The organism is Streptobacillus notomytis (assembly GCF_001902585.1).
Lineage (GTDB): Bacteria > Fusobacteriota > Fusobacteriia > Fusobacteriales > Leptotrichiaceae > Streptobacillus > Streptobacillus notomytis.
In genome coordinates this window covers 47,429-74,003 of the sequence record NZ_LKKV01000001.1, presented here as the reverse complement: position 1 = coordinate 74,003, position 26,575 = coordinate 47,429, and the positions used below count along the sequence as shown (strand labels likewise).

The window sequence follows — 26,575 nt, the reverse complement described above, 5'->3', positions numbered from 1 at the left end:
AAAATGATTATAGTATTTGGTGCAGGTATTAGTGGAATAGGAGCTAAAGATTTATTAGAATCAAAGGGTAAAGAGGTAATATTAGTTGATGATAAAGTTGGTGAAATAACTACTGACAAGGCATTAGAAATTATTGAAAGTAAGGAAATAGAATATATAGTTAAATCACCAGGAATATCTTTTGAAAATAGTTTTATTAAAAAGGCTATGGATAAAAATATACCCATATATTCTGAAATAGATATAGCATATGAGTATATGAATAAAGATATACAAATTATTGCATTTACAGGAACTAATGGTAAGACAACCACTTGTACTAAAACATATGAAATGCTTAAAAAAGCAGGTTTTAACGTGGAATTAGGGGGTAATGTTGGAAGATCTTTTGCAGAGATAGTAAAAGAGGGGAAGGAACTTGACTATATAGTACTTGAATTAAGTAGTTATCAACTTGAAAATAATCCTAAAATAAAACCATATATATCAGGAATAATAAATTTAACGCCAGATCATTTAGGAAGATATAAAGATGTTGAAGATTATTACATGACTAAATTTAATATTTTTTCAAATCAAGATAAAAAAGATAGAATGATAGTTAATGTAGATGATGTTACTTTTTTAAATCTATACAAAAAAGCTAAGGAATTAGAAAATTATAGAAATCCTAAAAGGGTATATATTAGTATTAATAATAAGGGTAGTATATTTGTTAAAAATGATCAAATATATGTTATGAAAGATTTAAGTGAAATGTATAATTCTAAATTTAGTTTAAGTCAAAGTGCAGATAAATTAATTGCAGTTAAAGATATTGCATTAAAAGGAGAACATAATTTAGAAAACATGCTATTTCTAATTGCTACAGCTAAAATTTGTGGTGTGCCTAATAAGGTAATTAGAAATTTCTTAAAGGAAGTAAAAAGTATAGAACATAGAATGGAAGACTTTTTTAGTAAATTAAATACAGTATTTATTAATGATTCAAAGGGAACTAATGTAGCCTCAACTAGTAAAGCTATATATTCATATGAAAATGATGTGATATTAATATGTGGTGGAGAAGATAAGAAAGTTCCTTTATATGAATTAGGTAAAGCAATAGGAAAAAAAATTAAATTTACATACATATATGGAGAAAATAGATATTTAATAGAAAATGAATTAAAAAAAGTTGGATATAGAAAATATATCATTTTTGAAACAGTTGATGAGTGTATAAAACACATTAAAGATAATGTAGACTTTGAAGAAAATAATACCATACTTTATTCTCCAGCTACTTCAAGTTTTGATCAGTTTAAGAATTTTGAAGAAAGAGGTAAATATTTTAAGAGTAAAGTTATAGAAATTTTAGGAGAAAAAAATGTATAATTTTTTTAAGACAGATAGTAAAAAAAAGTTAATTACTACAATAATTATACTAATTTTAATATTAAATATCATAGGAGTATTTAATTTACTTAGTTTAACATCACCTGAAAGTTTAAAAAACACTTTAGGTTTAAGTCATGTGTCAATAATTAGTAAACATTTGATATATTTAGCGGTAACTTTTTCTTTTATGCTGTTTATAATCCTCTTTGTTAATTTTAATTATTTAAATAAAAAAACAGTATTTATTATGATTTTTATTGTAGCTGGATTAGTGTATACCTTGTATGCAGGTAAGGCTATAAATGGAGCTAAAAGATGGATAAAGATAGGGAATCTCACTATACAGTTTTCAGAATTTTCCAAGGTTGGATTAGTATTAGTTTTAGCATATATGATAGAAAGAGCTTACTATATTAAAAGAGAAAGATTAAATATATATATGTACACAGGAATTTATACACTTTTTTGTGCAGGATTAATACTAATTTCTAGATCTTTTTCATCTACTGTACAATTTATACTATTATTCCTTTGTATGTATTGGATAAGTGAGGTAATTTCATATAAAAAGGTAATATTTACAGTAGTATGCCTTGTTCTTGCAGGATTAGGGTCTATTTTTTCAAAGGGGTATAGAATATCAAGGTTAAATCTTGAAAATGAACATGCTCTGCTTTCTATGAAGTCTATAAGTAATGGTGGAATATTTGGTTCAGGTTATGGAAATGGTATTTCAAGGAATTTTTATCTTCCAGAAGTACAAACAGACTATATTTTTGCAGGGTTTGTTGATGAATGGGGATTTATAGGGGCTATAGTTTTAATATCGCTTTTTATATTATTAATTTATTTCATATTTTATAGTGCAAAATTTGCTAATTCTATATATGAAAAAATGATAATTTATGGAGTAGGATTTATGATATCCAATCAGTTTATTCTTCATATAGGCATAAATGTTAATATACTTCCATCAACAGGAGTAACATTGCCATTTTTAAGTGCTGGGGGATCATCAATGGTTAGTGTGGGTATAGGACTTGGTTTGGTTATAGGTATAATTTTAAATATGAATGATAAACTAGAAGAAGGTGTTATATATGAGTAAAATCTTAATTACCACAGGTGGTACTGGAGGTCATATTTATCCAGCATTATCACTTGCAGAAAAACTTGAAAATAAAGGACATGAATTAGTATTTATGGGAACATGTCATAGAATGGAAAAAGATATAGTTCCAGAAAGAGGATATAAGTTTTATGGACTTGATATACTTCCTATTAGAAGTATAATCGGAATAATCAAGTTATTTAAAGGTATTTATGATGCAAGAAAAATATTAAAAAAAGAAAAAATTGATTATGTAATAGGTTTTGGAAACTATATCTCACTTCCAGCCTTACTTGCAGCTAAAACATTAAAACTTGATATATTTTTACAAGAACAAAATGTAACTATGGGACAGGCAAATAAATGGCTTTATCCTTATGCTAAAACAGTATTTATAGCATTTGAAGAAACACTAAAAAACATTAAAAATGCTCATAAAGAAAAATTTGTTGTAACGGGCAATCCCATTAGACCAGAGTTCTATAATATCTCTAAAGAAGAAGCTAGAGAAAAAATGGGTATAGATAAAAATGCTAAAGTAATAGCTGTAATGGGAGGATCATTAGGAGCTAAAAATATTAATGATGCTATAGTTAAGAAATTTGAATATATTAAAAATTCTCAGGTTATATTTTATTGGGCTACTGGTAAGGAGCTATATAAGGATACTATAAATAGGATAGAAGAAAATGAAAATACTATAGTAGTCCCATATTTTGAAGAAGTGTACAATGTTATGGCAGCCTCAGATATACTTTTATGTCGTGCTGGAGCATCAACTATATCTGAATTAATAGAACTTGAAAAACCTTCTATACTTGTACCATATAATTTTGTTGGACAAAAAGAAAATGCAGAAATATTAGAAGCTATTAATTCTGCTAAAATATATGGAAATGAAGAAGTTGAAAATGCTATAGAAGAAGCTATAAGACTTGTAAATAGTGGTGATAAACTTAAATATATGAGAGATAATATTTCTAAAATTAACCCAGGTAATGCAGTAAATAATATTATTAGCTATCTTGAGAGTTAGTTATGGATAAAATTTTAATAACAGCATTTGAACCATTTGGAGGAGATGATTTAAATGTTTCAGAAAAGGTTTTAAACTTTCTTCCAGAAAAAATAGGAAATTTAAAGATAGTTAAACTTTTATTACCTGTAGTAAGAAATAAAAGTTTAGATAAAATTAAAGATGAAATAAGAAAAGAAAACCCTAAATATATATTAGCTTTGGGACAAGCAGGAGGAATAAAGAATGTATCTATAGAAAGAATAGGTATTAATGTTGATGATTATAGGATAAAAGATAATGAGGGGAATCAACCTGTGGATGAGAAGATTTTTGATGATGGAGAAAATGCATATTTTTCAACTTTACCAATTAAAAGAATATATGAAAAATTAGAAAGCAAAGGCTATCCAGTAAAAATTTCTAATACTGCAGGAACTTTTGTATGTAATCATGTACTATATGGAATTAGATATATTATAGAAAAAGAAAATCTTGGAATCAAGGCAGGATTTATACATTTACCATATATGAGTGAACAGGTAAAAGGAAACACATCATTTTCTATGCCTATTGAAGATATATTAAATGCAGTAGTTAAAGCTATAGAGGTCATATCAAACTATAATGAAGATAAAAAAATAGTAGCAGGTGAAATATTTTAATAAAGAGTTTCTAAAATCAGAAACTCTTTTTATTTTAAAACAAAAATAATTTTTTACACAAACTCTTAACAAAATATCGTTGGGTAGAGGTATACTTTTACGGATAACAATTAATTAAAAAGGAGTAAAAGAATTAAAAAAAAGGTAAATTAAAAAAATGGTTAAGAGGGAATGTAAGGCTAATAAGGGCTATTTTAATAACAGGAAGCTTTTTAAGTAATATATCTTATTCAGAGGATTATGAAAAAGATCCAACAGAAAATCAACAAGGCGTAGGAAGTAGATTCACTACTTTTAATTCCAATTTTTATACATGATTTTCTTTGTATCCATCCTTTTAATGATAGAAATGGAAGAATGAGCAGTTTGCTAACCACTCTTTTACTTTATAGACAAGGATATGTTGTTGGGAAATATATAAGTTTAGAAAGTAAGATAGAAAAAAATAAAGAAAGTTATTACTTAGCACTAGAAAAAAATGGTATAGGTTGGCATGAAAGTGAAGAGGATAAATTGTCGTTTATAAAATATATACTTAGAACTATATTAGCAGCGTATATTGATTTTGAAGAAAGAACTGATTATGTAGATGAAAAAATCCCTACAATTTATCTTGTAAGAAATGCAGTTAATAGTAAGTTAGGTAAATTTACCAAAAACGATATAATGGAATTAGTTCCTAAAGTAGGTAAGTCTACAATTGAAAATATGCTTAAGAATTTAATAGAAGAAGGCTAGATTAAAAGACATGGTAAAGGAAAAGCAACTTTTTATGTAAAAAATTAAAGAAAGCATCTACTTAAAAGTAGGTGCTTTTTATATATTAAAAGTCAGATAGGATAACAATAAAAGTACAGTTGTATATGAAATTAAAACAAGATTATATACTGTAAAGTTATTTCATTTGATATTTGTGTAATAGTATATACATTAATTATTGATTTTTTACATTAAATTTGATAAAATTTAAATGTATGAAAAAATAAAGTTCTAGGAGGAGTAAAAATGAAGTATAATTACAAAGACTTAGGTTTAGTAAATACTAAAGAAATGTTTGAAAAAGCAAATAAAGAAGGGTATTCAGTGCCAGCATTTAATTTTAATAATTTAGAACAATTACAAGCTATTGTAGAAGCTTGTGTTGAAATGGGATCACCTGTAATCTTACAAGTATCTACAGGAGCTAGAAAATACATAGGAAAAGAAATGTTACCATTCTTAGCTAAAGCAGCTACAGCATATGTTAAAGCTTCAGGATCAGATATACCAATAGCATTACACTTAGATCATGGACCAAGCTTTGAGGCTTGTAAAGATTGTATAGAATACGGGTTCTCATCAGTAATGATAGATGCATCTCATTATTCATTTGATGAAAATATTGAATTATCTAAATCAGTTGCAGATTTTGCTCATCAACATAACGTAACTGTAGAAGCGGAACTTGGAGTACTTGCTGGAGTTGAAGATGATGTAGTTGCTGAACATACTATTTATACTCAACCAGATGAAGTTGAAGAATTTGTTAATAGAACAGGAGTAGATTCATTAGCAATAGCTATAGGAACTTCTCATGGAGCTCATAAATTCAAACCAGGAGATGACCCTAAAATTCGTTTAGACATACTTAAAGAAATTGAAGAAAGAATACCTGGATTCCCTATAGTATTACATGGTTCATCTTCAGTACCTAAACAATTTGTTGATAAAATAATTCAATATGGTGGAACTATGAAAGATGCTATAGGTATACCTGATGAACAATTATTGTTATCTTCTAAATCAGCAGTAGCTAAAATAAATGTAGATACAGATGGAAGATTAGCATTTACTGCAGGAGTAAGAGAAGTTCTTACAAACAACCCAGGAGAATTTGACCCTAGAAAATATACTGGAAAAGCAAAAGAATATATGAAAGAATATTACAAATCTAAAATAGTTGATGTATTTGGATCACAAGATGCATATAAAAGAGGAGTAGAAGTTAAATAATAATAGTTAAAAGCCTTGTTTCTAAATAGTTGGAATAAGGCTTTTACATATATATTAAGGAGGATATTATGTTTGGTAGAATGACAGATTTAGAGATGGCAAAAATCATTTTGAAAGGATTAGGAAAAAAAGAAAACATAGATTCATTAGAAAGTTGTTTTACAAGACTTAGGGTGGGAGTTAAAAATTTAGATAAAGTTAATATGGAAGTATTAAAAGAATCTGGAGCAATTGATGTAGTAATTGTAGATGAAAATAATTTACAGGTAGTAATGGGACCTAAAGCCCCTAAGATACTTGAGATTATAAACAACAATGAAGCTCAAAATTTAGATGAAGAATCTAAAATTATAGAAGCATTAGGAAAAAAAGAAAATATAGATTCATTAGAAAGCTGTTTTACAAGACTTAGAGTAGGGGTTAAAAATTTAGACAAGGTTAATAATAAAGCTTTAAAAGAATTAGGGGCATTAGATGTAATAGTTATTGATGAAAATAATGTACAAGTAGTAATGGGACCTAAAGCACCAAAAATTTTAGAAGATCTAAAAAAATTAATATAGGTGATAATATGAAATACTTTGTTGGAGTAGATTTAGGTGGCACTAATGTTAAAATAGGGATATTAGATTTAGGATATAATATACTTATAGAAGAAAGTGTTAAAACTGAGTCAAAAAGAGGACCTGAAGATACATTTACTAGAATTTGGGATAAGATACAAGAATTATTTACAAAAATATCAGCAGATATATCAAAACTTGAAGGAATAGGATTGGGAATACCTGGACCTGTAGTAGATAGGGCTATAGTTAAAATAGCAGCTAATTTTTCATGGGGTAATGATTTTAATGCTAAGGAGTTATTTGAAAGAATTTCAGGTAAGAGAGTAATAGTAGAAAATGACGTAAGAGCAATAGCATTAGGAGAAAATCTATTTGGTGCAAGTAAGGGTTATAAAAATAGTATAATTTTACCTATAGGAACAGGTATAGCAGCAGGTATGATAATAAATGGGCAATTAATATCAGGAAATGATGGAGCTGCTGGAGAAATAGGTCATATTTCAGTTGATTTAAATGGAGATAAATGTGGTTGTGGATTAACAGGGTGTTTAGAATTATTTACATCAGCTAGAGGTATAGTAAGGCAAGGAATTAAGATATTAAAACAAGAACAAAAAGGCTTGCTTTATGAAACTTTTAAAGATAACTTTGAAAAACTTGAAGCATTTCATATTTTCGATAATGTAAGAAGAGGAGATGAAGTTGCTGAGATTATAGTTGATAATTTTTGTAATAAGTTAGCCTATGGTATAGGAGTATTAATTAATTTAGTTAATCCTGAAATAATAGTTATTGCAGGAGGGCTTGCTAAATCTTCAGATCTAATTATATCAGGAATAAAAAAACATTTACCTAAATATGCTTTAAATATGAGTATTAATATACCTATAGTTAAAAGCAATTTATTAGATTCAGCTGGAGTAAAAGGAGCTGCATCTTTGATTATGAACAAAAATAAGGAGAATTAAAATGAAAAAAACATTATTGGCACTAGCTATAGTATTATCTGCAATTACATTTAGTGTGGAAGCAAAGTATAAATTAGCTGAGGTAGAGCAATCAATTATTCAAGCAGAACTTACAAAAATAGCAGAAAAAGGAACATTAGATTTAATATATGCTGATTTTAATAATCATGTAGCAGATTTAATTAAAAATGAAAAAAGTAAAAATTCTAAATATGATGAGACTAAATTTGAAAATAAAAAGAACCTATATATTTTAGGATTAAAACACATTTTTGCACAAATAGGTTATGAATCTAATTTTGTTATTAAAGAATTAAATGGAAATAAGGCAGAATTTAAATATTATGTTGATAAAACAATAAATTCAAAAGATGCATATTATTTAGACAAGGCTGTTGTAGAAATATTAAACAATCTTTATCAAAAACCAACAGAAATTACATTTAAGCTATATACTGATGTGAAATTAACAAAAGAGAAAAAATAAGGGATTTTTATGAAAAAGATAGTTATAGCTATTATGTTACTATTATCTTTTAATTCTTTTTCTATGATAGATAAAGAAGAGGGATTAGCGGAATTGAAAAAAATAAAAAAAGAGTTAATTAAAAAATATAAAGAGGTAATGAATATAGATTTTAGTGATAAAAGTGAGAAAAGTACAAATCAATTAAGAATATTTAATGAAACCCTTTATCTCAAGTTTTTTTCAAAATATGTATTTGATATTGCTGATGTTAAAATTTACTCTTCTAAAAATGTAAATAATTTAGTAATATTTGCTGATAGTCCTATAGAAAAAGATGATTTTGATAATATATATAGTATCGTAGCTGAAGAAGAAAGTGATAAAAGATTAAAATTACTACAAGTCCCAAGTAGTAGTACTAAAAATACAATAATACAAGAGAAATCTTCTGGAAGGGATTAAAATGATTAATTATATATTTGTTACAGGAGGGGTAGTTTCTTCTCTAGGAAAAGGAATTACTGCCGCATCTTTAGGGAGATTATTAAAAGAAAGAGGATATAAGGTAACTATTCAAAAATTTGATCCTTATTTAAATGTAGATCCTGGTACTATGAGTCCGTATCAACATGGTGAAGTTTTTGTTACAGCAGACGGAGCTGAAACAGATTTAGATTTAGGGCATTATGAAAGATTTATAAATGAAGAACTTACTAAGTATAATAATGTAACTAGTGGTAAAATAATGTCGACAATAATTAATAAAGAAAGAAAAGGCGACTATCTTGGAGGAACAGTTCAAGTAATACCACATGTTACTAATGAGATCAAGAAAAAAATTATGCAGGCTGGTAAAGCATCTAATTCAGATATAGTAATAACTGAAATTGGTGGAACTATAGGAGATATAGAATCAAATCCATTTATAGAGGCTATAAGACAATTTAAAAAAGATGTTGGAAGAGAAAATGTAACATATATACATGTAACATTACTTCCATATTTAAAGGCTGCAGGAGAATTAAAAACTAAACCTACACAACAAAGCGTTAAGATGTTGCAAGGTCTTGGAGTTAATCCCGACATTATAATCCTTAGAAGTGAACATCCAGTAGATAAAAATATTAAATCTAAAGTTTCTTTATTCTGTGATGTAGATGAAAGCTCAGTAATTGAAGCTTTAGATGCTAATAACCTATATGAAATTCCTATACATATGGAAGAATTAGGTCTTGCAGATGAAGTATGTAAAAAATTAAATTTAGAAAATATTAAACCTAATCTTGAAAAATGGAAGAAAATGGTAAATAAATTCATGAATCCTAAACATGAAATTAAAGTAGCAGTAGTAGGTAAATATGTTGAATTAAAGGATGCATATATTAGTATAAATGAATCTATAGAACATGCAGGGTTTCATTATGACACTAAAGTTAAAATAGATTATTTAAAAGCAGAAGAGTTTGATTTAACAGAATTAAAAGAATATGACGGTATTTTAGTTCCAGGAGGATTTGGTGGACGTGGAATTGAAGGTAAAATTAATACTGTAAGATTTGCAAGAGAAAATAAGATACCTTTTTTTGGTATTTGTTTAGGTATGCAAATGGCAACTATAGAGTTTGCAAGAAATGTATTGGGAATGAAAGATGCAAATTCTACAGAATTTGATGAAAACACTTCAAATCCTGTTATTAGTTTAATTGAAGAACAAGGAGATGTTGAAAACTTAGGTGGAACTATGAGACTTGGAGCATATCCTTGTAAATTAGATCCTAATAGTAAAGTATATGCCCTATATGGACAGTCTGAAGTATTAGAAAGACATAGACATAGATATGAGTTTAATCAAAGATATATAGAAGAATTTGAAAAACATGGTTTCAAGATAGTAGGAAAATCACCTGATGGAAATTATGTAGAAATAATTGAAATAGAAAATCATCCATTCTTTGTAGCTGCTCAATTCCATCCAGAATTTATGAGTAGACCAAATAAACCGCATTCTTTATTTAAAGGGTGGATAAAGGCAATTTTAGATAAGAAAAACATTAAATAGAGTAATGCAGGGAAACCTGCATTCTTTTTAAAAAGGGGAAAGTAATGGAAATAAAGATAAATACAGAATATATTAAGTTAGATCAACTACTTAAGTATGCAAATTTAGTTGAAAATGGGGGTAGTGCAAAAGAGATGATACTTGCTGGGCGTGTATTAGTAGATAATGAGGTTGAGCTTAGAAGAGGTAGAAAAATATATAGAGGTATGATAGTTGAATTTGAAGGAGAAAGAGTAGAAATTAAATGATAAAAGAAATATTTTTTTCAGGATTTAGAAATTTAATTGATAAGAGGATAAAATTATCTAGTGGATTTAACCTAATTTATGGTGAAAATGCACAGGGAAAAACATCTTTTATGGAAGCTATATATTTTGGAGCAACAGGTAGAAGCTTTAGGACTAAAAAGAATAATGAAATGATAAAATATAGCAGTAGTGATGCTAAAATTTTTGTTAAATTAGATAATACATCAAATTATTCTATTAATCTTTTTAAAAATGAAAAAAAATACTTTAAAAATGGTGAAAAAATAAAATACGTGGAATATATTGGAGATATTTTAGCAGTTTCATTTATACCAGAAGATGTAGAATTAGTAATGGGTAACCCTTCTATTAGGAGGGGGTTTTTCAATTATGAAATTTCTCAAATTAATAAAGAATACCTTCATTTGATAGTAGATTATGAAAAAATACTTAAAGTAAGAAATAAGATGCTTAAAGAAAAAAATCATAAAGAAGAACTTTATTTAATATATGATGAAAAGTATATAGATATATGTGCAAGAATACTTAAAATTAGAAAAGAATACGTAGATGAATTAAATAAATACCTAGATGTTAACTATAAAAAGCTATTTAATAGTGAACATGACTTTAAATTAATTTATGAAAATTTTTTAAGGTTAGAAGATGTTTCAGATATAGAAGAAACTAAAAAAATTATAGAAAAACTATTAAAAAGTAAAGAACTATATGACGTGCAAATGGGATATTCTAATTATGGTGTACATAAAGATGAATATATTTTTGAATTAAATGGTAAGAATGCAAGACATTACTCTTCTCAGGGCGAAAAAAAATCTATAGTATTTATACTAAAAATATCTGAAATTGAATTAATAGAAAAAAAGGAAAATAAAAAACCTATATTCTTAATGGATGATATTACTTCATTTTTTGATAATTTTAGAAAAAATCAAATTATACACTACTTCTTAGAAAAAGAAATACAATGTTTTTTAACTTCAACAGAAGATTTAAAGATAGTGGGTAAAAAATTTGATGTTGATGGGGGGATAATTAATGAGAAAGGTTAGTAATATTGTACTAGAATTAAAAAAATTTTTTGGTTTTAATTATGATAAATTTGTTGATGATGCATTAATTAGTAATTGTAGTATATGTTCTATTAAAGATGGGTATATAAATATATATGTAAATGATCCTAATGTTAAAATCTTTATTAATCAAATTAAGTATAATATATTATTAGAAGCCAGAAAATATGGGGAAATAATTGATATTAGAATATTAGATGATAAAAAAAATATTGTTAATACTAGAAATATGAAAAGACAGATGATGAAAGAAAATACAGAATTTAATGATAATTTAGAATACATTGAAATTACTGAAGAAGAAAAAAATAAAATACTTGGAGATATTTCCAAAATATCATCAAGTGAAGAAGTAAAAAATCATCTATATGATATAGCTGAAATATATTTTAAAAAAGGAGCTGAAGTTAAAACTACTTGCCCTATTTGTAATATGGATAGAACTAGTCTAGTAGGAGATAAATGCTTATTATGTATACAAGAAGAATTAGAATATATTAGGAAAGAAGCTTACTATAATCTAATAAAAAATCCATATATATTAAATAATTCTAAAATATATGTAGATGCCAGAAGAAAAATAGTAGAAGAAAAGGTGGATAAGATATTTAAATACCTTGATGATAAAAAAGAAAAAGCAGATATTAATATGATAAACCTGTTATTTATGGACTATGCTATATATAAAGTGGGAACTATGGATACAGAAATACAGTTTTTAGCAGCAGATGAATTAAGAAAAAAACTATTTCGTTATTACAAAAAAATAAATATTAATATACCTGCACTAGGAGAAAATAATGATTAAAAAAAATATTACCTTACTTAAAGAAGAAGTTGTTACTAAACTTACAAGTATGAATATTTTTAAAATGGTTTTCATAAGTTCAGCATCAAATAATTTAGAATATTACTATAACATTTTAAAACAAGAAAAAAGTGATTATGAGAGTAAATATGTAAATTTAAGTTCATACTCAAACCTTGATCTAATAGGTGTTAATATTGAAATATTAGAATTTTTAAATAAAAATACTAAAGGTATATTATTCCTTGATATTAATTTAGCGTTAAAGATATTTTTTGATGAATTTAAATCAAAGGAATTTAAGGTTGATGAAGAATATTCAAGAGATGAAATATTAAAATATTTAATTGAAAATAGGTATAAGAAAGAATATACCGTTCTTAATAAGGGAGAGTTTTCAATTAGGGGGGATATTATTGATATATATCCATCTAATTTAGATAACCCTATAAGACTTGATTTTTTTGATAATATACTTGAAAATATTAAGATCTTCTCTACCTATGATCAAAGATCTATAGAAAATATTGAAGAAATAAAAATATTTGGTAATGTATTAAGTGGTATAGAAAGAGAAATTGTTGATATGATAGAAGTATTTACTAAAGGTAATATAGAAATATTTTTAGAAAATAAGGAATTTCTTGAAATTAAGTTAGAACAAATGTTAATGCTTGATAAAGATAATGAAAAAACCTTAAAGAAAAGATTTGATAAATTGATAGAAAAAGGTAATTTACTTGAGGTAAGTAGAAGTAAGGATAGAAATTATCAAGATGAAATTAAGGATAAAAGAGAAAGAATAGAGAAAAAGGGAATTAAGTATAATAATGTAAATCAAATATTAGAAGGAGATTATGTAATACATGTAGAATTTGGTATAGGGATATATAAAGGTAGTGTAAATATTAATGATAGAGATTACCTATATATACAATATGCTGATAATGATAAGCTATATATTCCTGTTGAAAAATTAGATAGGATTAGTAAGTATGTATCAGCAGGAACAGCACCAAAACTTTATTCTTTAGGTACTAAAGGATATAGAAGACGTGAGAAGAGAATAAGAGAAGATGTTGAAAAATTTGCACAAGAGTTAGTTAATATACAGGCTAAAAGAAAGCTTGTTATTAAAAATCCCTTTATTAAAGATACATTATGGCAGGAAGAATTTGAAGAAAAATTTCCTTTTAATCTAACATTTGATCAACAAAAAGCAGTAGATGATATTAAACAGGATTTAGAAAGTGGAAGATTAATGGATAGATTGCTAGTAGGAGATGTAGGTTATGGTAAAACAGAAGTTGCTATGAGGGCAGCTTTTAAAGCCATTGAAAATGGATATCAATGTGCTATACTTGCTCCTACAACTGTACTTGCTAATCAACATTTTGAAAGATGTCATAAAAGATTTGAAGATTTTGGTATTAATGTAGCTAATCTTTCAAGACTTACTGGGAAAAATACTGATAGTGTTTTAGATGGATTAAAAAATGGTAAAATTGACTTAGTAATAGGAACACATAGATTACTTGGAGAAGATGTAAGATTTAAAAATCTAGGATTATTAATAATAGATGAGGAGCAAAAATTTGGAGTTACAGCAAAGGAAAAAATAAAAAAAAGAAAAGAAGATATTCATTTGCTTACTTTAAGTGCAACACCTATACCTAGAACTTTAAATTTAGCCCTTTTAGGTATTAGAGATATATCTTTAATACAAAGTTCTCCTATGGATAGATTACCTATTATTACACAAAAAATACAAGAAGATGAAATGAAGAAAATAATTTTAAAAGAACTTGCAAGAGATGGACAGGTTTTCTATATCACAAACAATATTAAAGGAATGGCAGAAAAACAAAAAAGTTTAAAGAAATTAATGCCAGATTTTGTAAATATTGAATATATACATGGTCAATTAAACCCTAAGGAAATTAAACGAAAAATAAATGATTTTGATGAGGGGAAATTTGATATATTAATAGCCTCAACTATAGTAGAAAATGGTATAGATATTACTAATGCTAATAGTATAATTATAGAAAATTACTCAAGTCTTGGACTTTCTCAAATTTATCAATTAAGAGGAAGAGTAGGTCGTGGTAAAAGACAAGGATATTGCTATTTACTTGATAGTGAGTATAAGAGTAAAAAGGGTAGGGAAAAGGATAAGAGTTTAGAAAAGATAGAGGGAGTAGAAGGTGGAGGATATCTACTTTCTTTAGAAGATTTAAATATTCGTGGAGCAGGAGAGATACTTGGAGAAAAACAACATGGAGCCATAGATATGTTTGGATATGATCTTTATCTTAAAATGCTTAAAAATGAGATAAATAAATTAAAAGGTGAAAAAGTAAGGGAATTTAAAAATACTGAAATTAATCTTTTAAATAATGGATATATACCCCAAGAATATATAGAAAAAGATGAAAGGCTAGTTGTATATAAAAGGTATGCTGAGGTTCAAAATGAAAATGAATTAAAAGATCTTACAGATGAGATTAGGGATAGATTTGGTAAAATACCAAAGGAGATGCAAAATTTTATTTATTCTATAAAAATAAAGCTATATATGATAGAAAATGGTATAGATAAAATAGAAGAGAATCACAGAGAATATATCTTAACTTTATCTAATTATGAAATCACATTAACAAAAGAGGAATTTGTTAAAAGAATTAAATAAGGAGTAGTTATTAGCTACTCCTTTTTAGTTATAATTTGTGAAAAAGAAAACTTTTTAAATGTGTTGAATATATTTAAAAATTGTGCTAAATTGAGATATAAATATAAATTATGGAGGACATATGTCAGACTTAAGATTTTTTGTAGAAAAGAAAAAACATTGCGACTTTGAAAAAAGGAGGTTATTAAAACAGCTACAAGAGGAGTTGGGCGTAGTGTCTTTAAATGACATAAGAATACTTAATTGCTACGATATTTTCAACTGTCCTAGTAATGTAGAAGATATAAAGAAAATGATATTATCTGAACCAGTAACAGATGATATTTTTGAAAATCTAGACTTAAGTAATGAGAAATACTTTGCTATTGAGTACCTTCCAGGTCAATTTGATCAAAGGGCTAACTCTGCAATGCAGTGTATAGATATTTTAACATCAACTACAAATGTCGAAATAACAACTTCTAAAATTTTCATAATATATGGTGAAGTGTCAAATGATGAACTTCAAAAAATCAAAAATTATCTAATAAACCCTATAGAAACAAGGGAAAAAAATCTAAATATTCTAGAAAAAGAAAAATTAAATATAAATACAAATTTAATTTCATATAATAATTTCACAAATTTAAATTCAGAAGAATTGGAAAACTTGAGAAAAAAATTAGGTTTATCAATGACTTATGAAGATATTCTACACATTCAAAATTACTATAAATCAGAAAAAAGAAATCCAACAGAAACAGAAATAAAGGTATTTGATACATATTGGTCAGATCATTGTAGACATACTACTTTTGAAACAAAAATAAATAAAGTTCAATTTCCAGATAGTGAATATGGAAAGTTTTTAAATTTAGAATTTAAAAAGTATTTGGAAATAAAAGAAATAGTTTCAAAAAATAAGAATATAACTTTAATGGATATGGCAACTGTAGTAGCTAAATACTTTAAAAAAATTAACAAATTAGACAGTTTAGAAATTAGTGAAGAAAATAATGCATGTTCAGTATATATAGATGTTGAAACTGAAAAATTTAATGGAGAAAAAAATATAGAAAAATGGTTATTAATGTTTAAGAATGAAACACATAATCATCCAACAGAAATAGAACCTTTTGGTGGAGCTTCAACTTGTTTAGGTGGAGCTATAAGAGATCCTCTTTCAGGTAGAGCATATGTTTATCAAGCAATAAGAGTAACTGGATCTGCAAATCCTCTTGAAAATATAGAAAATACTTTAAAAGGTAAACTATCTCAAAAGAAGATTACAACTGGAGCAGCACAAGGATATTCATCTTATGGAAATCAGATAGGAATAGCAACATCTTTAGTATCTGAGATATATCATGAAGGATATAAGGCAAAGAGAATGGAGGTTGGAGCAGTAGTTGCAGCTGCTCCACTTGAAAATGTATTAAGAAAAACTCCAGAAAATGGAGATAAAATAATTTTATTTGGTGGAAAAACAGGAAGAGATGGTTGTGGAGGAGCAACAGGCTCATCTAAGGAACATACTAATAAATCTCTATTTTTATGTGGAGCAGAAGTTCAAAAAGGAAATGCCCCTGAAGAAAGAAAAATACAAAGACTATTTAGAAATGGTAATGTTACAAGATTAATTAAAAAATGTAATGATTTTGGTGCAGGAGGAGTTTCAGTAGCCATAGGAGAACTTGCTGATGGTATAGATGTAAATCTTGATCTAATTCCAGTTAAATATGAGGGATTAAATGGTACAGAACTTGCGATATCAGAATCACAGGAAAGAATGGCTGTAGTAGTTGCAAGAGAAGATGTAGAAAAGTTTTTAGAAGAGGCAGATAAAGAAAATTTAATTGCAACAGTAGTTGGTCAAATTACTGATAATGAAAGATTAATACTAAGACATAGAGGAGAAGCTGTAGTTAATATTTCAAGAAAGTTCTTAAATACTAATGGTGCTACTCAAGAAATTGATATAAAAATAGAAGATATTAATGTAAAAGATTTTTTAAACAGAGAATTATCGTCTAATACATTTAAAGAAAAATGGTTAGAGAATATAGGAAAGTTAAATGTTGCAGGAACTAAGGGTTTAAGTGAAATGTTTGATTCAAGTATAGGAGCATCTACTGTACTTATGCCTTATGGTGGTAAATATCAGTTAAGTCCTATAGATGTATCAATAATGAAAATACCTATGATTTCTAAGAAGACTAATACTTCATCAGCAATAACTTGGGGATATAACCCTTATTTAACAGAAAAATCACCATATCATGGTTCTATGTATGCTGTGCTTGAATCAATCGCTAAATTAGTGGCTGCTGGTGTTAATTATAAAGGCATACATTTATCATTTCAAGAATATTTTGAAAAATTAGGGAAAGATAGTGTTAGATGGTCAAAACCTATGATTGCATTACTTGGTGCTATGAGATGTCAATTAGATTTTGAAATAGCAGCAATAGGTGGAAAAGATTCTATGAGTGGAACTTTTGAAGATATTTCTGTTCCTCCAACATTAATTTCTTTTGCAGTAAATACTGTAAATGCTAAAGATGTAATATCAACTGAAATTAAAGAAATAGGAAATAAAATATATTTAGTAGAAAATAAGATTAATGATGATTTAAGCTATAACTTACAAGATATTAAGAATAAATATTCTAAAGTTTTAGATTATATAAAAAAAGGTAAGATTTTATCTGCTAAAGTTGTAGGTATGGGAGGAATTTCAGGAAGCTTATCTCAAATGTGTTTTGGTAACAGGATAGGAGTTAAGTTAGATAATTTAGATCTAGATTACTTTAAATATATGCCTGGTAGTATAATTGTTGAATCAAAGGAAGAACTTGATTTTACACTTATAGGAAAGAGTATTAAAGAATTTAATATAACTTTTAAAGATGAAATAATAGACTTAGAAAAGGTATTAAAGTCATGGTTGGATAAATTATCTAGTATATTCCCTTATGAGTATAAAGAGGGGAAAAAGCCAACTATAACTCTATCTAAGCCTAAGGATATAATTTATACATCTAGTATAAAAGTAGCAAAGCCTAGGGTTTTAATAACAGCCTTCCCTGGAACTAATTGTGAATATGATATGAAAAATATTTTTGAAAGAAATGGGGCTATTACTAATATTCTTTTATTCAAAAATCTAAATAAATTACATATAGAATCATCTATAAATGATATATGTAAAGAACTTAAAAATAGTCAGATATTTGTACTGCCAGGTGGGTTTTCAGCAGGAGATGAGCCAGATGGTTCAGGTAAATTTATAGCTACAGTATTACAAAATCCTAGAATTAAAGAAGAAATAGAAAGATTTTTACAAAGAGATGGATTAATTTTAGGTATATGTAATGGATTCCAAGCACTAGTTAAATCAGGACTTCTTCCTTATGGTAATATAGGAGAAATAACAAAGGATAGTCCAACCTTAACATATAATAAGATAGGAAGGCATATATCTCAGATGGTTAAAACAAGAATTGCCACAAATAGATCACCATGGCTTTCAAGTTTTAATGTAGGAGATGAATTTGATATACCAGTTTCACATGGAGAAGGTAGATTTTTTGCAAGTGATAAAACACTACAAAAATTAATAGAAAATGGTCAAATAGCAACTCAATATGTTGACTTTAATGGTAAGGCTACCAATGAGTTTAAATTTAATCCTAATGGTTCAGAACTAGCAATAGAGGGTATAATTTCTCCTGATGGTAAAATATTAGGTAAAATGGGACATTCAGAAAGAGCAGGAGAAAATACACTTAAAAATGTTAATGGAAATAAATATCAGAATATATTTAAAAATGGTATAGAATACTTTAAATAATAGGAGGAAAAATGAAAGTATCAATAATTTTTGGAAGTAAGTCAGACTTAGATATTATGAAAGGTGCAGCAAATGTTTTAAAAGAATTTGATATTAAATATGAAGCTTTTATTCTTTCAGCACATAGAGTTCCAGAATTGTTAGAAGAAACTTTAAGAAAAATAGAAGAAAAAGGTTGTGAGATAATTATTGCAGGAGCAGGTCTTGCAGCACATCTTCCAGGTGTAATTGCATCAAAAACTACATTACCTGTAATAGGAGTACCTATTAATGTTTCACTTAGTGGTCTTGATGCACTTTATTCTATAGTACAAATGCCTAAGAGTATACCTGTTGCAACAGTTGGTATAGATAATTCATATAATGCAGGTATGTTGGCAGTTCAGATTCTTTCTATAAAATATCCAGAAATAAAGGAGAAGTTAATAATATTTAGGAAAGAAATTAAGGAAAAATTTGAAGTAAAGGTAGAAATTTAGATATGTCATATGAACAATTGTTTTTAAAAGATTTAGATGAATATAAAAAAGTTATAAAAGAATATAACGATAAAAAAAATAGGAAAAAAATTTGTGGAGAACAAGCTCTAAAACCTAATTTATATGAAAATATTTGCTTTGATGTATATAACATAGATAATGAAAATTTAAATTATTATTTTAAATTTTCAGATGATAAAATAGTTAAAGTTACATATGATGAATTAAATAAAAATTACAATATTGTTAAAAAATATTTGAATGAAAGAAATAAAGCTCATTTTTTAGATACTTTAAAAAATTTTAAGAATTTAAAAGAAACTTTTCCTGAAAATTATGAGAAAAATACAGAAAAAAATACAGTGAAATTAATATTAGTTTCTCTTGCTATAGTAATATATTATTCTAAAATGCTTAAATATTTTCAACATGAAATATCAAAGTTAGATATGAATAAGCTATATAATAAATATGATGAATTAGAATATAGGAAAGTGGAAAATTTATTAAGATACATAACAACATTTTATGTGAAAACTTACTATAAATATCCTTTAAATGAGATAAGGGAAACATCAGAAATAATTGACTATTTAATGGAACACTATAACATAGATAAACAAATGGAAGAATTAACAAGAAATTTAACAATAATAAAAGATGCAATATTTTATCAAATACAAAAAAAGGAAGAAAAATTGATAAATAGAAGAGAATATATAATTCAAATATTGGGAATTGTATTTACAATATTAGGGCTATTAATAGGATTTATTCAAATATATCAAGTATTTAATTAAAATATATAAGGAGGCAACATGGAAAAAAGAGACTTTTTATACGAAGGAAAGGCAAAGCAACTTTATTTAACAGATGATAAAGATTTAGTTATAGTTCTGTATAAAGATGATGCAACTGCTGGAAATGGTGTAAAAAAAGGAAGTATTAAGAATAAGGGGATATTAAATAATGATATAACTACATTAATTTTTAATCTTTTGGAAGATCATGGAATTAAAACTCATTTTGTAAAGAAAATAAATGAAAGAGAGCAACTTTGTCAAAAGGTTGATATTTTTCCACTTGAAGTTATAGTAAGAAATATAATAGCAGGGTCTATGTCTGAAAGACTAGGAATAAAAGAGGGTACAAAACCAGTTAATACAATATTTGAGATTTGCTATAAAAATGATAGTTATGGAGATCCTTTAATTAATGATCATCACGCTGTAGCTTTAGGTCTTGCAACATATGATGAATTAAAAAAAATATATGATATAACAGATAAAATAAATAACTTATTAAAAGAAAAATTTGATAAATTAGGAATAAATTTAGTTGATTTTAAAATTGAATTTGGTAAAAATTCAAAGGGAGAAATATTACTTGCAGATGAAATTACTCCTGATACTTGTAGATTTTGGGATAAATTTACTGGAGAAAAATTAGATAAAGATAGATTTAGAAGAGATCTAGGAAATGTTGAAGAAGCTTATTTAGAAATATTTAAAAGATTAGGGAGAAAAGATAATGAATAATACAAAAGTAGTAAAAAGAATTGAAGAGGGTGGATTATTTGCACTTTATTCAAATGATTTAAGAGATGATCTAGTATCAATTTCATATTATGGACTTTACGCACTGCAACATAGAGGACAAGAAAGTGCAGGGATAACAATTTGTGATGCTACTTCTAGTGAAAATATAAGGCATAAGACAATTAGAGGTAAGGGTCTTGTCTCAGATGTATTCTCAGTTGAAGATTTAAGAAGTTATGTTGGAAATATATTAGTAGGACATATTAAATATGGGATTGAAAGTGGAACATCTAATAGAAATTACCAACCATTAAGAGGAGATTCATTATTAGGAAAACTATCTATTGTACATGCAGGAAATTTAATAAATACAGATAAAATCATTAATGAATTATTAGAAGAAGGATCAATGTTTCAAACTGAAACAGATACAGAAATTATACTAAAACTTATAGGTAAAAATGCAAAGTTTGGGTATAAAAACGCTATATTAAACACTATAAAAAGAATAGAAGGAGCTTTTGCTATCGCAGTTATTATAGAAGACAAATTGGTAGCAGTAAGAGATCCTTATGGTATAAGACCTCTTTGTTTAGGTAGGTTTAAAGATGGAACTTATATAGTTGCATCAGAATCTTGTGCTATTGATAGTATTGGGGCAAGCTTTATTAGGGATATAGAGCCAGGAGAAATGATAATAATAGATAAGAATGGCATAGAATCAATAATATATAATTCTCAGAAAGAAAGAGCTTATTCATCTTTTGAATACATATATTTTGCAAGACCTGATAGTGTTATTGATGGTTTAAGTGTTTATGAAGCAAGACATTCTTGCGGTAAATATCTTTATGAACAAAATCCTATTAAAGCAGATTTAGTAATAGGTGTTCCTGATTCAGGAGTAGCTGCAGGTATTGGATTTTCAGAAGCAAGTGGAATACCTTATGCCACAGCATTATTAAAAAATAAGTATATAGGTAGAACCTTTATTATGCCAGGTCAGGCTTCAAGGGAAATGGCAGTTAGATTAAAATTAAATGCAATGAAAACATTAATATCAGGTAAGAGAATAGTTGTTGTAGATGATTCATTAGTTCGTGGAACTACATCTAAAATATTAATAAAAATACTTTATGAAGCTGGAGCAAGTGAGGTTCACTTTAGGTCAGCATCACCTGTAGTAATAAGTGAATCATATTTTGGTGCAAGTATAGCCAGTGATAAGGAGTTAATAGGAAATATTATGACTATTGATGAAATAAGGGATCATATAGGTGCAACTACACTAGGATATTTATCAATAGAGAATTTAGTAAAAGCTTTAAATGGATTAGATTGTAACTTAGATTGTTTTAAATAAATATAATTGGAGGAATATTGATGTCAAATTCATATAAATTATCTGGTGTAGATAAAGAGGAGGGATATAAGGCTGTAAAATTAATGAGAGAAAGAGTTTCAAAGACTCATAATAGTTCAGTTTTAAATGACTTGGGTGGTTTTGGTGCAATGTATGAACTTGGAAGATATAAAAACCCTGTTCTTGTCTCAGGAACTGATGGTGTAGGAACTAAACTTCATATAGCATTAAAACAAAAAAAATATGACACAATAGGTATAGATGCAGTAGCAATGTGTGTAAATGATATATTATGTCATGGTGCAAAACCTCTATTTTTTCTTGATTATATAGCCTGTGGTAAATTATCAGCAGAAGTTGCAGTAGAAATTGTATCTGGAATAGCTCAAGGTTGTCTTGAGAGTAAAATGGCTTTAATAGGTGGAGAAACTGCTGAAATGCCAGGCTTTTATAAACCAGGAGATTATGATATAGCAGGATTTTGTGTAGGAGTTGTTGAAAAAGATAGAATAATAAATGGTTCAAAGGTTAAAGACGGGGATATAATAATAGGACTGGCATCAAGTGGATTTCATAGTAATGGTTATTCATTAATAAGAAAAGTATTTTCAGACTATAATGAAGAGGTTTTTGGTAGAAAAATTGATGAAATTTTACTTACTCCTACAAGAATTTATGTAAAAAATGTACTTCAAATCTTAGATAAGTTCAATGTTAATGGTATGGCACATATTACAGGAGGAGGATTGATAGAAAATTTACCAAGGGCTATGAGTAAAGATTTATCACCTGTGATATTTAAAGATAAGTTAATAGTTCCTGAAATATTTAAAGAATTACAAAAAAGGGGTAATATAAGTGAGGATGAAATGTTTGGAACATTTAACATGGGAGTAGGTTTTACTTTAATAGTTGATAAAGAAGATGCAGATAATATATTAAAAGAATTATATAATTTAGGAGAGATGCCCTTTATAATAGGTCATATAGAAAAAGGAGATAACACATTATGTCTAAAATAGCAGTTTTAGTTTCAGGTAGTGGAACTAATTTGAGAAAAATATTAGAAAATGATATTGAAGTAGCTACTGTGATTTCAGATAGAAAATGTTTATCAGAGGATATAGCAAAAGAATATAATATTCCATATTTTGAGCTTGAAAGAAAAGATATTTCAAATAAGATATTAAATCTACTTAATGATTTTGATATTGATTTAATAGTACTTGCAGGCTTTCTCTCTATAATTAAAGGGGATATTTTAGATAAATATGAAAATAGAATAATTAATATACATCCCTCTTTAATACCTAAGTATTCAGGGGTTGGTATGTATGGGATGAAAATACATGAAAAAGTATTTGAAAATAAAGAAAAAATAAGTGGAACAACCATACATTATGTAACAAAAGGTGTAGATGAGGGTAAAATAATTAGACAGGAAGTAGTTGATATTAAAGATGCTAGAAGTCCTGAGGATATTCAAAGGTTAATACTTGAAAGAGAATGGGAAGTTTATCCTAGAATAATAAAAGAAATATTAGATGGGAGAAAATAATGAAAAGAGCTTTAATTTCTGTTTTTGATAAAGAAAATATTTTAGAAATTGCTAGATTTTTAGAAAAAAAAGGAGTTGAAATAATATCTACAGGTGGTAGCTATAACTACCTTAAAGAAAATGATGTTAAAGTTATTGATATTAGTGAAGTTACAAATTTTCCAGAAATGTTAGACGGAAGAGTTAAAAGCTTACACCCTAATATACATGGTGGAATACTTGCTATAAGAGATAAAAAAGAGCATATGAATACTATTAGAGAATATAATATAGATACAATAGATTATGTGATAGTTAATCTTTACCCATTTTTTGATAAGGTTAAGGAAGATTTAACAGAAGCTGAAAAAATTGAGTTTATAGATATAGGTGGACCAAGTATGCTTAGATCAGCTGCTAAATCTTTTAAAGATGTAGTAGTAATTAGTGATAAAGCAGACTATAATCCAATAATGAATGAAATTAATGAAACAGGAGATATAAGTTTAAGTACAAGAAAAAAACTTGCAGCTAAAGTATTTAATTTAACTTCTGCTTATGATAGTGCAATATTTAATTTTTTAAATGAAGAAGAGTTTCCAAAATATTTAACTATATCGTACACTAAAGAAAGTGAAATGAGATATGGAGAAAATTCTCATCAAATTGCAGCATATTATGTAGATAATATGAATGAAGGGGCTATGAAAGATTTTAAACAATTAAATGGAAAAGAACTTTCATATAATAATATTAGAGATATGGATTTAGCTTGGAAAGTAGTTTGTGAATTTGATGAAATTGCTTGTTGTGCAGTTAAACATTCTACTCCTTGTGGGGTTGCTATAGGTAGTGATGTTAAAGATGCTTACATTAAAGCATATGAATGTGATCCTGTATCTATTTTTGGTGGTATAGTTGCAATAAATAATGAAGTTGATTTAGAAACAGCTGAACTTTTAAGTAAAATCTTCTTAGAGATAGTTATAGCTCCTAGCTTTACAAAAGAGGCTTTAGAAAAGTTAAAAACTAAAAAGAATTTAAGAGTAATAGAGTGTAATAAAAAACCTATTGATAAAAAAGAAATGGTTAAGGTAGATGGGGGTATGCTTTATCAGGACGTGGATAACATCCTTTATTCAGATCTTGAAGTCGTTACTAAAAAGAAAGTTGAAGAACTAGAAATGAAAGATTTAATATTTGGATTAAAGGTAGTTAAGTATGTAAAATCTAATGCAATAGTTATAGCTAAGGATGGAAGAACTTTAGGAATAGGAGCAGGAGAAGTTAGTAGAATTTGGGCAGCTGAAAAAGCACTTGAAAGATCTAAGGAAACTAGTGGTGCTATAATGGCATCTGATGCTTTCTTCCCATTTGAGGATGTAGTAAATATGGCTGGAAAATATAAGATATCATCAATAATACAGCCAGGTGGATCTATTAATGATGAAAAATCAATAAAAGCTTGTGATGAGAATAATATAGCTATGATAATTTCAAAAATTAGACATTTTAAACATTAAGGAGTTTTATGAAGATATTAATAATAGGATCAGGTGGAAGAGAAGATGCCATTATGTGGAAACTTAAACAAAACCCTAATGTAGAAATGGTATATACGATGACATCTAGTGATATATTTGAAATAAGGAACTTTGCTTTAAAGGAAAAAATAGATTTAACTATAGTTGGAAGTGAAGAACTTTTAGTTAAAGGTATAGTAAATGAATTTAATAATTTCGGATTAAAAATATTTGGACCTGATAAAAAGGCAGCAATGTTAGAGGGGTCTAAAGATTTTGCTAAAAAATTTATGAAAAAATATGGGGTTAATACTGCAAAATATGAATCATTTACAGATAAGGTAAAAGCAGAAGAATATATTAGGGAAAATATGAAATATCCTATAGTTATTAAAGCAAGTGGACTTGCAGCTGGTAAAGGAGTAATAATAGCTAAAAATGAAAATGAAGCTTTAAAAGCTATAACTGATATTATGGAAGATAAAGTTTTTGGATCAGCTGGAGATGTATTAGTAATAGAAGAGTTTTTAAAAGGAGTTGAGGTTTCTATACTTTCAATAACTGATGGTAATGTAATATTACCGTTTAAGTCTGCAAAGGATCATAAAAAAATACTTGAGAACGAAAAAGGATTAAATACTGGAGGTATGGGTGTAATATCACCTAATCCATACTATAATGAAAGAGTGGAAAGAGAATTTATAGAAAAAATATTAAATCCTACTCTTAAAGGATTAAAACAGGAAAAAATGAGCTTTTCAGGTATAATATTTTTTGGATTAATGATAACAGAAGATGGAGTTTATTTACTTGAATATAATATGAGATTAGGAGATCCTGAAACACAATGTTTGTTACCTTTAATGGAAAGTGATTTAATAGAAATAATTAATATGTCCTTAGAAAAAAGATTAGATGAGGTAGAAATTAAATGGAAGAATGAACATTCTTGTTGTGTAGTTATTGCAGCAAGTGGTTATCCAGAAAAATATGAAAAAGGCAAAGAAATTACAGGTATAGAAATGGTAGATAAGGATACACAGGTATTTTTAGCTGGAGTAAAAAAAGAGGCTGGAAAGTATTATACAAATGGTGGAAGAGTACTAAATATTGTATCTCAGGCAAAAACAAGAGAAGAAGTTATAAAAAAAGTATATGAAGAGCTAGAAAAAATATCATTTGAAGGTAAGTATTTTAGAAAAGATATAGGTAGATAGGGATGAAAAATATTTTCAT

At 27.1% G+C, this 26,575-nt stretch carries 24 protein-coding genes; all 24 read left to right on the top strand.

Annotated features, from left to right (window positions below; genetic code table 11):
- Window positions 1-3: 3 nt before the first annotated feature.
- The 24 genes from murD (at window position 4) to purD (ending at window position 26,556) form a co-directional block, all read left to right on the top strand.
- Complete coding sequence (gene murD / locus BUE91_RS00345; RefSeq protein WP_066899811.1) at window positions 4-1,377, top strand: UDP-N-acetylmuramoyl-L-alanine--D-glutamate ligase; 1,374 nt, start codon at window positions 4-6, stop codon at window positions 1,375-1,377.
- Window positions 1,370-2,488, top strand: coding sequence for an FtsW/RodA/SpoVE family cell cycle protein (locus tag BUE91_RS00340; protein WP_073507586.1), 1,119 nt, complete (start codon window positions 1,370-1,372; stop codon window positions 2,486-2,488). Before murD ends, BUE91_RS00340 begins: the two co-directional genes overlap by 8 nt.
- Window positions 2,481-3,527, top strand: coding sequence for an undecaprenyldiphospho-muramoylpentapeptide beta-N-acetylglucosaminyltransferase (gene murG, locus BUE91_RS00335; RefSeq protein ID WP_073507585.1), 1,047 nt, complete (start codon window positions 2,481-2,483; stop codon window positions 3,525-3,527). Before BUE91_RS00340 ends, murG begins: the two co-directional genes overlap by 8 nt.
- A gap of 2 nt (window positions 3,528-3,529) precedes the next feature.
- Window positions 3,530-4,171 (top strand): pyroglutamyl-peptidase I, encoded by a 642-nt coding sequence (locus BUE91_RS00330; protein ID WP_066899817.1) that lies wholly within the window; start codon window positions 3,530-3,532, stop codon window positions 4,169-4,171.
- Between the two features lie 297 nt (window positions 4,172-4,468).
- On the top strand, window positions 4,469-4,909 hold the full coding sequence (locus BUE91_RS00325) for a Fic family protein (protein WP_219335332.1): 441 nt from the start codon (window positions 4,469-4,471) through the stop codon (window positions 4,907-4,909).
- A 267-nt stretch (window positions 4,910-5,176) separates the two neighbouring features.
- The gene (locus tag BUE91_RS00320) at window positions 5,177-6,163 is read left to right on the top strand and encodes a class II fructose-bisphosphate aldolase (RefSeq protein WP_066899819.1); all 987 of its coding nucleotides are present in this window, start codon (window positions 5,177-5,179) and stop codon (window positions 6,161-6,163) included.
- Window positions 6,164-6,231: 68 nt separating this feature from the next.
- A complete protein-coding gene (locus BUE91_RS00315) occupies window positions 6,232-6,726 on the top strand; it encodes a PTS sugar transporter subunit IIB (RefSeq protein ID WP_073507584.1) in 495 nt (164 codons plus the stop codon).
- Between the two features lie 8 nt (window positions 6,727-6,734).
- The gene (locus tag BUE91_RS00310; RefSeq protein WP_073507583.1) at window positions 6,735-7,697 is read left to right on the top strand and encodes an ROK family protein; all 963 of its coding nucleotides are present in this window, start codon (window positions 6,735-6,737) and stop codon (window positions 7,695-7,697) included.
- A gap of 1 nt (window position 7,698) precedes the next feature.
- The gene (locus BUE91_RS00305; protein ID WP_066899825.1) at window positions 7,699-8,184 is read left to right on the top strand and encodes a hypothetical protein; all 486 of its coding nucleotides are present in this window, start codon (window positions 7,699-7,701) and stop codon (window positions 8,182-8,184) included.
- A gap of 9 nt (window positions 8,185-8,193) precedes the next feature.
- Window positions 8,194-8,628 (top strand): hypothetical protein, encoded by a 435-nt coding sequence (locus tag BUE91_RS00300; protein WP_066899827.1) that lies wholly within the window; start codon window positions 8,194-8,196, stop codon window positions 8,626-8,628.
- Window position 8,629: 1 nt separating this feature from the next.
- Window positions 8,630-10,225 carry a CTP synthase gene (locus BUE91_RS00295; RefSeq protein ID WP_143605234.1) on the top strand — a complete coding sequence of 532 codons (1,596 nt, stop codon included), beginning with the start codon at window positions 8,630-8,632 and terminating at the stop codon, window positions 10,223-10,225.
- A 44-nt stretch (window positions 10,226-10,269) separates the two neighbouring features.
- Window positions 10,270-10,473, top strand: coding sequence for an RNA-binding S4 domain-containing protein (locus BUE91_RS00290; protein ID WP_066899831.1), 204 nt, complete (start codon window positions 10,270-10,272; stop codon window positions 10,471-10,473).
- Window positions 10,470-11,546 carry a DNA replication/repair protein RecF gene (gene recF / locus BUE91_RS00285; protein WP_073507581.1) on the top strand — a complete coding sequence of 359 codons (1,077 nt, stop codon included), beginning with the start codon at window positions 10,470-10,472 and terminating at the stop codon, window positions 11,544-11,546. The genes BUE91_RS00290 and recF overlap by 4 nt, the downstream gene beginning before the upstream one ends.
- Window positions 11,533-12,375 carry a hypothetical protein gene (locus tag BUE91_RS00280; protein ID WP_066899835.1) on the top strand — a complete coding sequence of 281 codons (843 nt, stop codon included), beginning with the start codon at window positions 11,533-11,535 and terminating at the stop codon, window positions 12,373-12,375. The genes recF and BUE91_RS00280 overlap by 14 nt, the downstream gene beginning before the upstream one ends.
- The gene (locus tag BUE91_RS00275; RefSeq protein WP_073507580.1) at window positions 12,368-15,067 is read left to right on the top strand and encodes a DEAD/DEAH box helicase; all 2,700 of its coding nucleotides are present in this window, start codon (window positions 12,368-12,370) and stop codon (window positions 15,065-15,067) included. The genes BUE91_RS00280 and BUE91_RS00275 overlap by 8 nt, the downstream gene beginning before the upstream one ends.
- A gap of 121 nt (window positions 15,068-15,188) precedes the next feature.
- A complete protein-coding gene (locus BUE91_RS00270; RefSeq protein ID WP_073507579.1) occupies window positions 15,189-18,899 on the top strand; it encodes a phosphoribosylformylglycinamidine synthase in 3,711 nt (1,236 codons plus the stop codon).
- Between the two features lie 11 nt (window positions 18,900-18,910).
- Entirely contained in the window at window positions 18,911-19,378 is a 468-nt protein-coding gene (purE, locus tag BUE91_RS00265; RefSeq protein WP_066899840.1) for a 5-(carboxyamino)imidazole ribonucleotide mutase, read from the top strand.
- Window positions 19,379-19,380: 2 nt separating this feature from the next.
- A complete protein-coding gene (locus BUE91_RS00260) occupies window positions 19,381-20,178 on the top strand; it encodes a hypothetical protein (RefSeq protein ID WP_073507578.1) in 798 nt (265 codons plus the stop codon).
- An 18-nt stretch (window positions 20,179-20,196) separates the two neighbouring features.
- Complete coding sequence (purC, locus tag BUE91_RS00255) at window positions 20,197-20,916, top strand: phosphoribosylaminoimidazolesuccinocarboxamide synthase (protein ID WP_073507577.1); 720 nt, start codon at window positions 20,197-20,199, stop codon at window positions 20,914-20,916.
- The gene (purF, locus tag BUE91_RS00250) at window positions 20,909-22,279 is read left to right on the top strand and encodes an amidophosphoribosyltransferase (RefSeq protein WP_073507576.1); all 1,371 of its coding nucleotides are present in this window, start codon (window positions 20,909-20,911) and stop codon (window positions 22,277-22,279) included. Before purC ends, purF begins: the two co-directional genes overlap by 8 nt.
- Before the next feature lie 20 nt (window positions 22,280-22,299).
- Entirely contained in the window at window positions 22,300-23,301 is a 1,002-nt protein-coding gene (purM, locus tag BUE91_RS00245) for a phosphoribosylformylglycinamidine cyclo-ligase (RefSeq protein WP_066899848.1), read from the top strand.
- Entirely contained in the window at window positions 23,289-23,837 is a 549-nt protein-coding gene (purN, locus tag BUE91_RS00240) for a phosphoribosylglycinamide formyltransferase (RefSeq protein ID WP_073507575.1), read from the top strand. Before purM ends, purN begins: the two co-directional genes overlap by 13 nt.
- Window positions 23,834-25,339, top strand: coding sequence for a bifunctional phosphoribosylaminoimidazolecarboxamide formyltransferase/IMP cyclohydrolase (purH, locus tag BUE91_RS00235; protein ID WP_073507574.1), 1,506 nt, complete (start codon window positions 23,834-23,836; stop codon window positions 25,337-25,339). Before purN ends, purH begins: the two co-directional genes overlap by 4 nt.
- A gap of 8 nt (window positions 25,340-25,347) precedes the next feature.
- The gene (gene purD, locus BUE91_RS00230) at window positions 25,348-26,556 is read left to right on the top strand and encodes a phosphoribosylamine--glycine ligase (RefSeq protein WP_066899854.1); all 1,209 of its coding nucleotides are present in this window, start codon (window positions 25,348-25,350) and stop codon (window positions 26,554-26,556) included.
- Window positions 26,557-26,575: the final 19 nt, after the last annotated feature.

What these genes read in the sequence shown, in the direction of transcription:
- BUE91_RS00305 (WP_066899825.1), top strand. Translation starts at nt 7,699, where the DNA reads ATGAAAAAAACATTATTGGCACTAGCTATAGTATTATCTGCAATTACA.
- BUE91_RS00340 (WP_073507586.1), top strand. Translation starts at nt 1,370, where the DNA reads ATGTATAATTTTTTTAAGACAGATAGTAAAAAAAAGTTAATTACTACA.
- BUE91_RS00270 (WP_073507579.1), top strand. Translation starts at nt 15,189, where the DNA reads ATGTCAGACTTAAGATTTTTTGTAGAAAAGAAAAAACATTGCGACTTT.
- murD (WP_066899811.1), top strand. Translation starts at nt 4, where the DNA reads ATGATTATAGTATTTGGTGCAGGTATTAGTGGAATAGGAGCTAAAGAT.
- BUE91_RS00275 (WP_073507580.1), top strand. Translation starts at nt 12,368, where the DNA reads ATGATTAAAAAAAATATTACCTTACTTAAAGAAGAAGTTGTTACTAAA.
- purM (WP_066899848.1), top strand. Translation starts at nt 22,300, where the DNA reads ATGTCAAATTCATATAAATTATCTGGTGTAGATAAAGAGGAGGGATAT.
- BUE91_RS00295 (WP_143605234.1), top strand. Translation starts at nt 8,630, where the DNA reads ATGATTAATTATATATTTGTTACAGGAGGGGTAGTTTCTTCTCTAGGA.
- BUE91_RS00310 (WP_073507583.1), top strand. Translation starts at nt 6,735, where the DNA reads ATGAAATACTTTGTTGGAGTAGATTTAGGTGGCACTAATGTTAAAATA.
- purD (WP_066899854.1), top strand. Translation starts at nt 25,348, where the DNA reads ATGAAGATATTAATAATAGGATCAGGTGGAAGAGAAGATGCCATTATG.
- BUE91_RS00280 (WP_066899835.1), top strand. Translation starts at nt 11,533, where the DNA reads ATGAGAAAGGTTAGTAATATTGTACTAGAATTAAAAAAATTTTTTGGT.
- BUE91_RS00260 (WP_073507578.1), top strand. Translation starts at nt 19,381, where the DNA reads ATGTCATATGAACAATTGTTTTTAAAAGATTTAGATGAATATAAAAAA.
- BUE91_RS00315 (WP_073507584.1), top strand. Translation starts at nt 6,232, where the DNA reads ATGTTTGGTAGAATGACAGATTTAGAGATGGCAAAAATCATTTTGAAA.
- murG (WP_073507585.1), top strand. Translation starts at nt 2,481, where the DNA reads ATGAGTAAAATCTTAATTACCACAGGTGGTACTGGAGGTCATATTTAT.
- BUE91_RS00290 (WP_066899831.1), top strand. Translation starts at nt 10,270, where the DNA reads ATGGAAATAAAGATAAATACAGAATATATTAAGTTAGATCAACTACTT.
- purF (WP_073507576.1), top strand. Translation starts at nt 20,909, where the DNA reads ATGAATAATACAAAAGTAGTAAAAAGAATTGAAGAGGGTGGATTATTT.
- purN (WP_073507575.1), top strand. Translation starts at nt 23,289, where the DNA reads ATGTCTAAAATAGCAGTTTTAGTTTCAGGTAGTGGAACTAATTTGAGA.
- purE (WP_066899840.1), top strand. Translation starts at nt 18,911, where the DNA reads ATGAAAGTATCAATAATTTTTGGAAGTAAGTCAGACTTAGATATTATG.
- BUE91_RS00300 (WP_066899827.1), top strand. Translation starts at nt 8,194, where the DNA reads ATGAAAAAGATAGTTATAGCTATTATGTTACTATTATCTTTTAATTCT.
- BUE91_RS00320 (WP_066899819.1), top strand. Translation starts at nt 5,177, where the DNA reads ATGAAGTATAATTACAAAGACTTAGGTTTAGTAAATACTAAAGAAATG.
- recF (WP_073507581.1), top strand. Translation starts at nt 10,470, where the DNA reads ATGATAAAAGAAATATTTTTTTCAGGATTTAGAAATTTAATTGATAAG.
- purC (WP_073507577.1), top strand. Translation starts at nt 20,197, where the DNA reads ATGGAAAAAAGAGACTTTTTATACGAAGGAAAGGCAAAGCAACTTTAT.
- BUE91_RS00330 (WP_066899817.1), top strand. Translation starts at nt 3,530, where the DNA reads ATGGATAAAATTTTAATAACAGCATTTGAACCATTTGGAGGAGATGAT.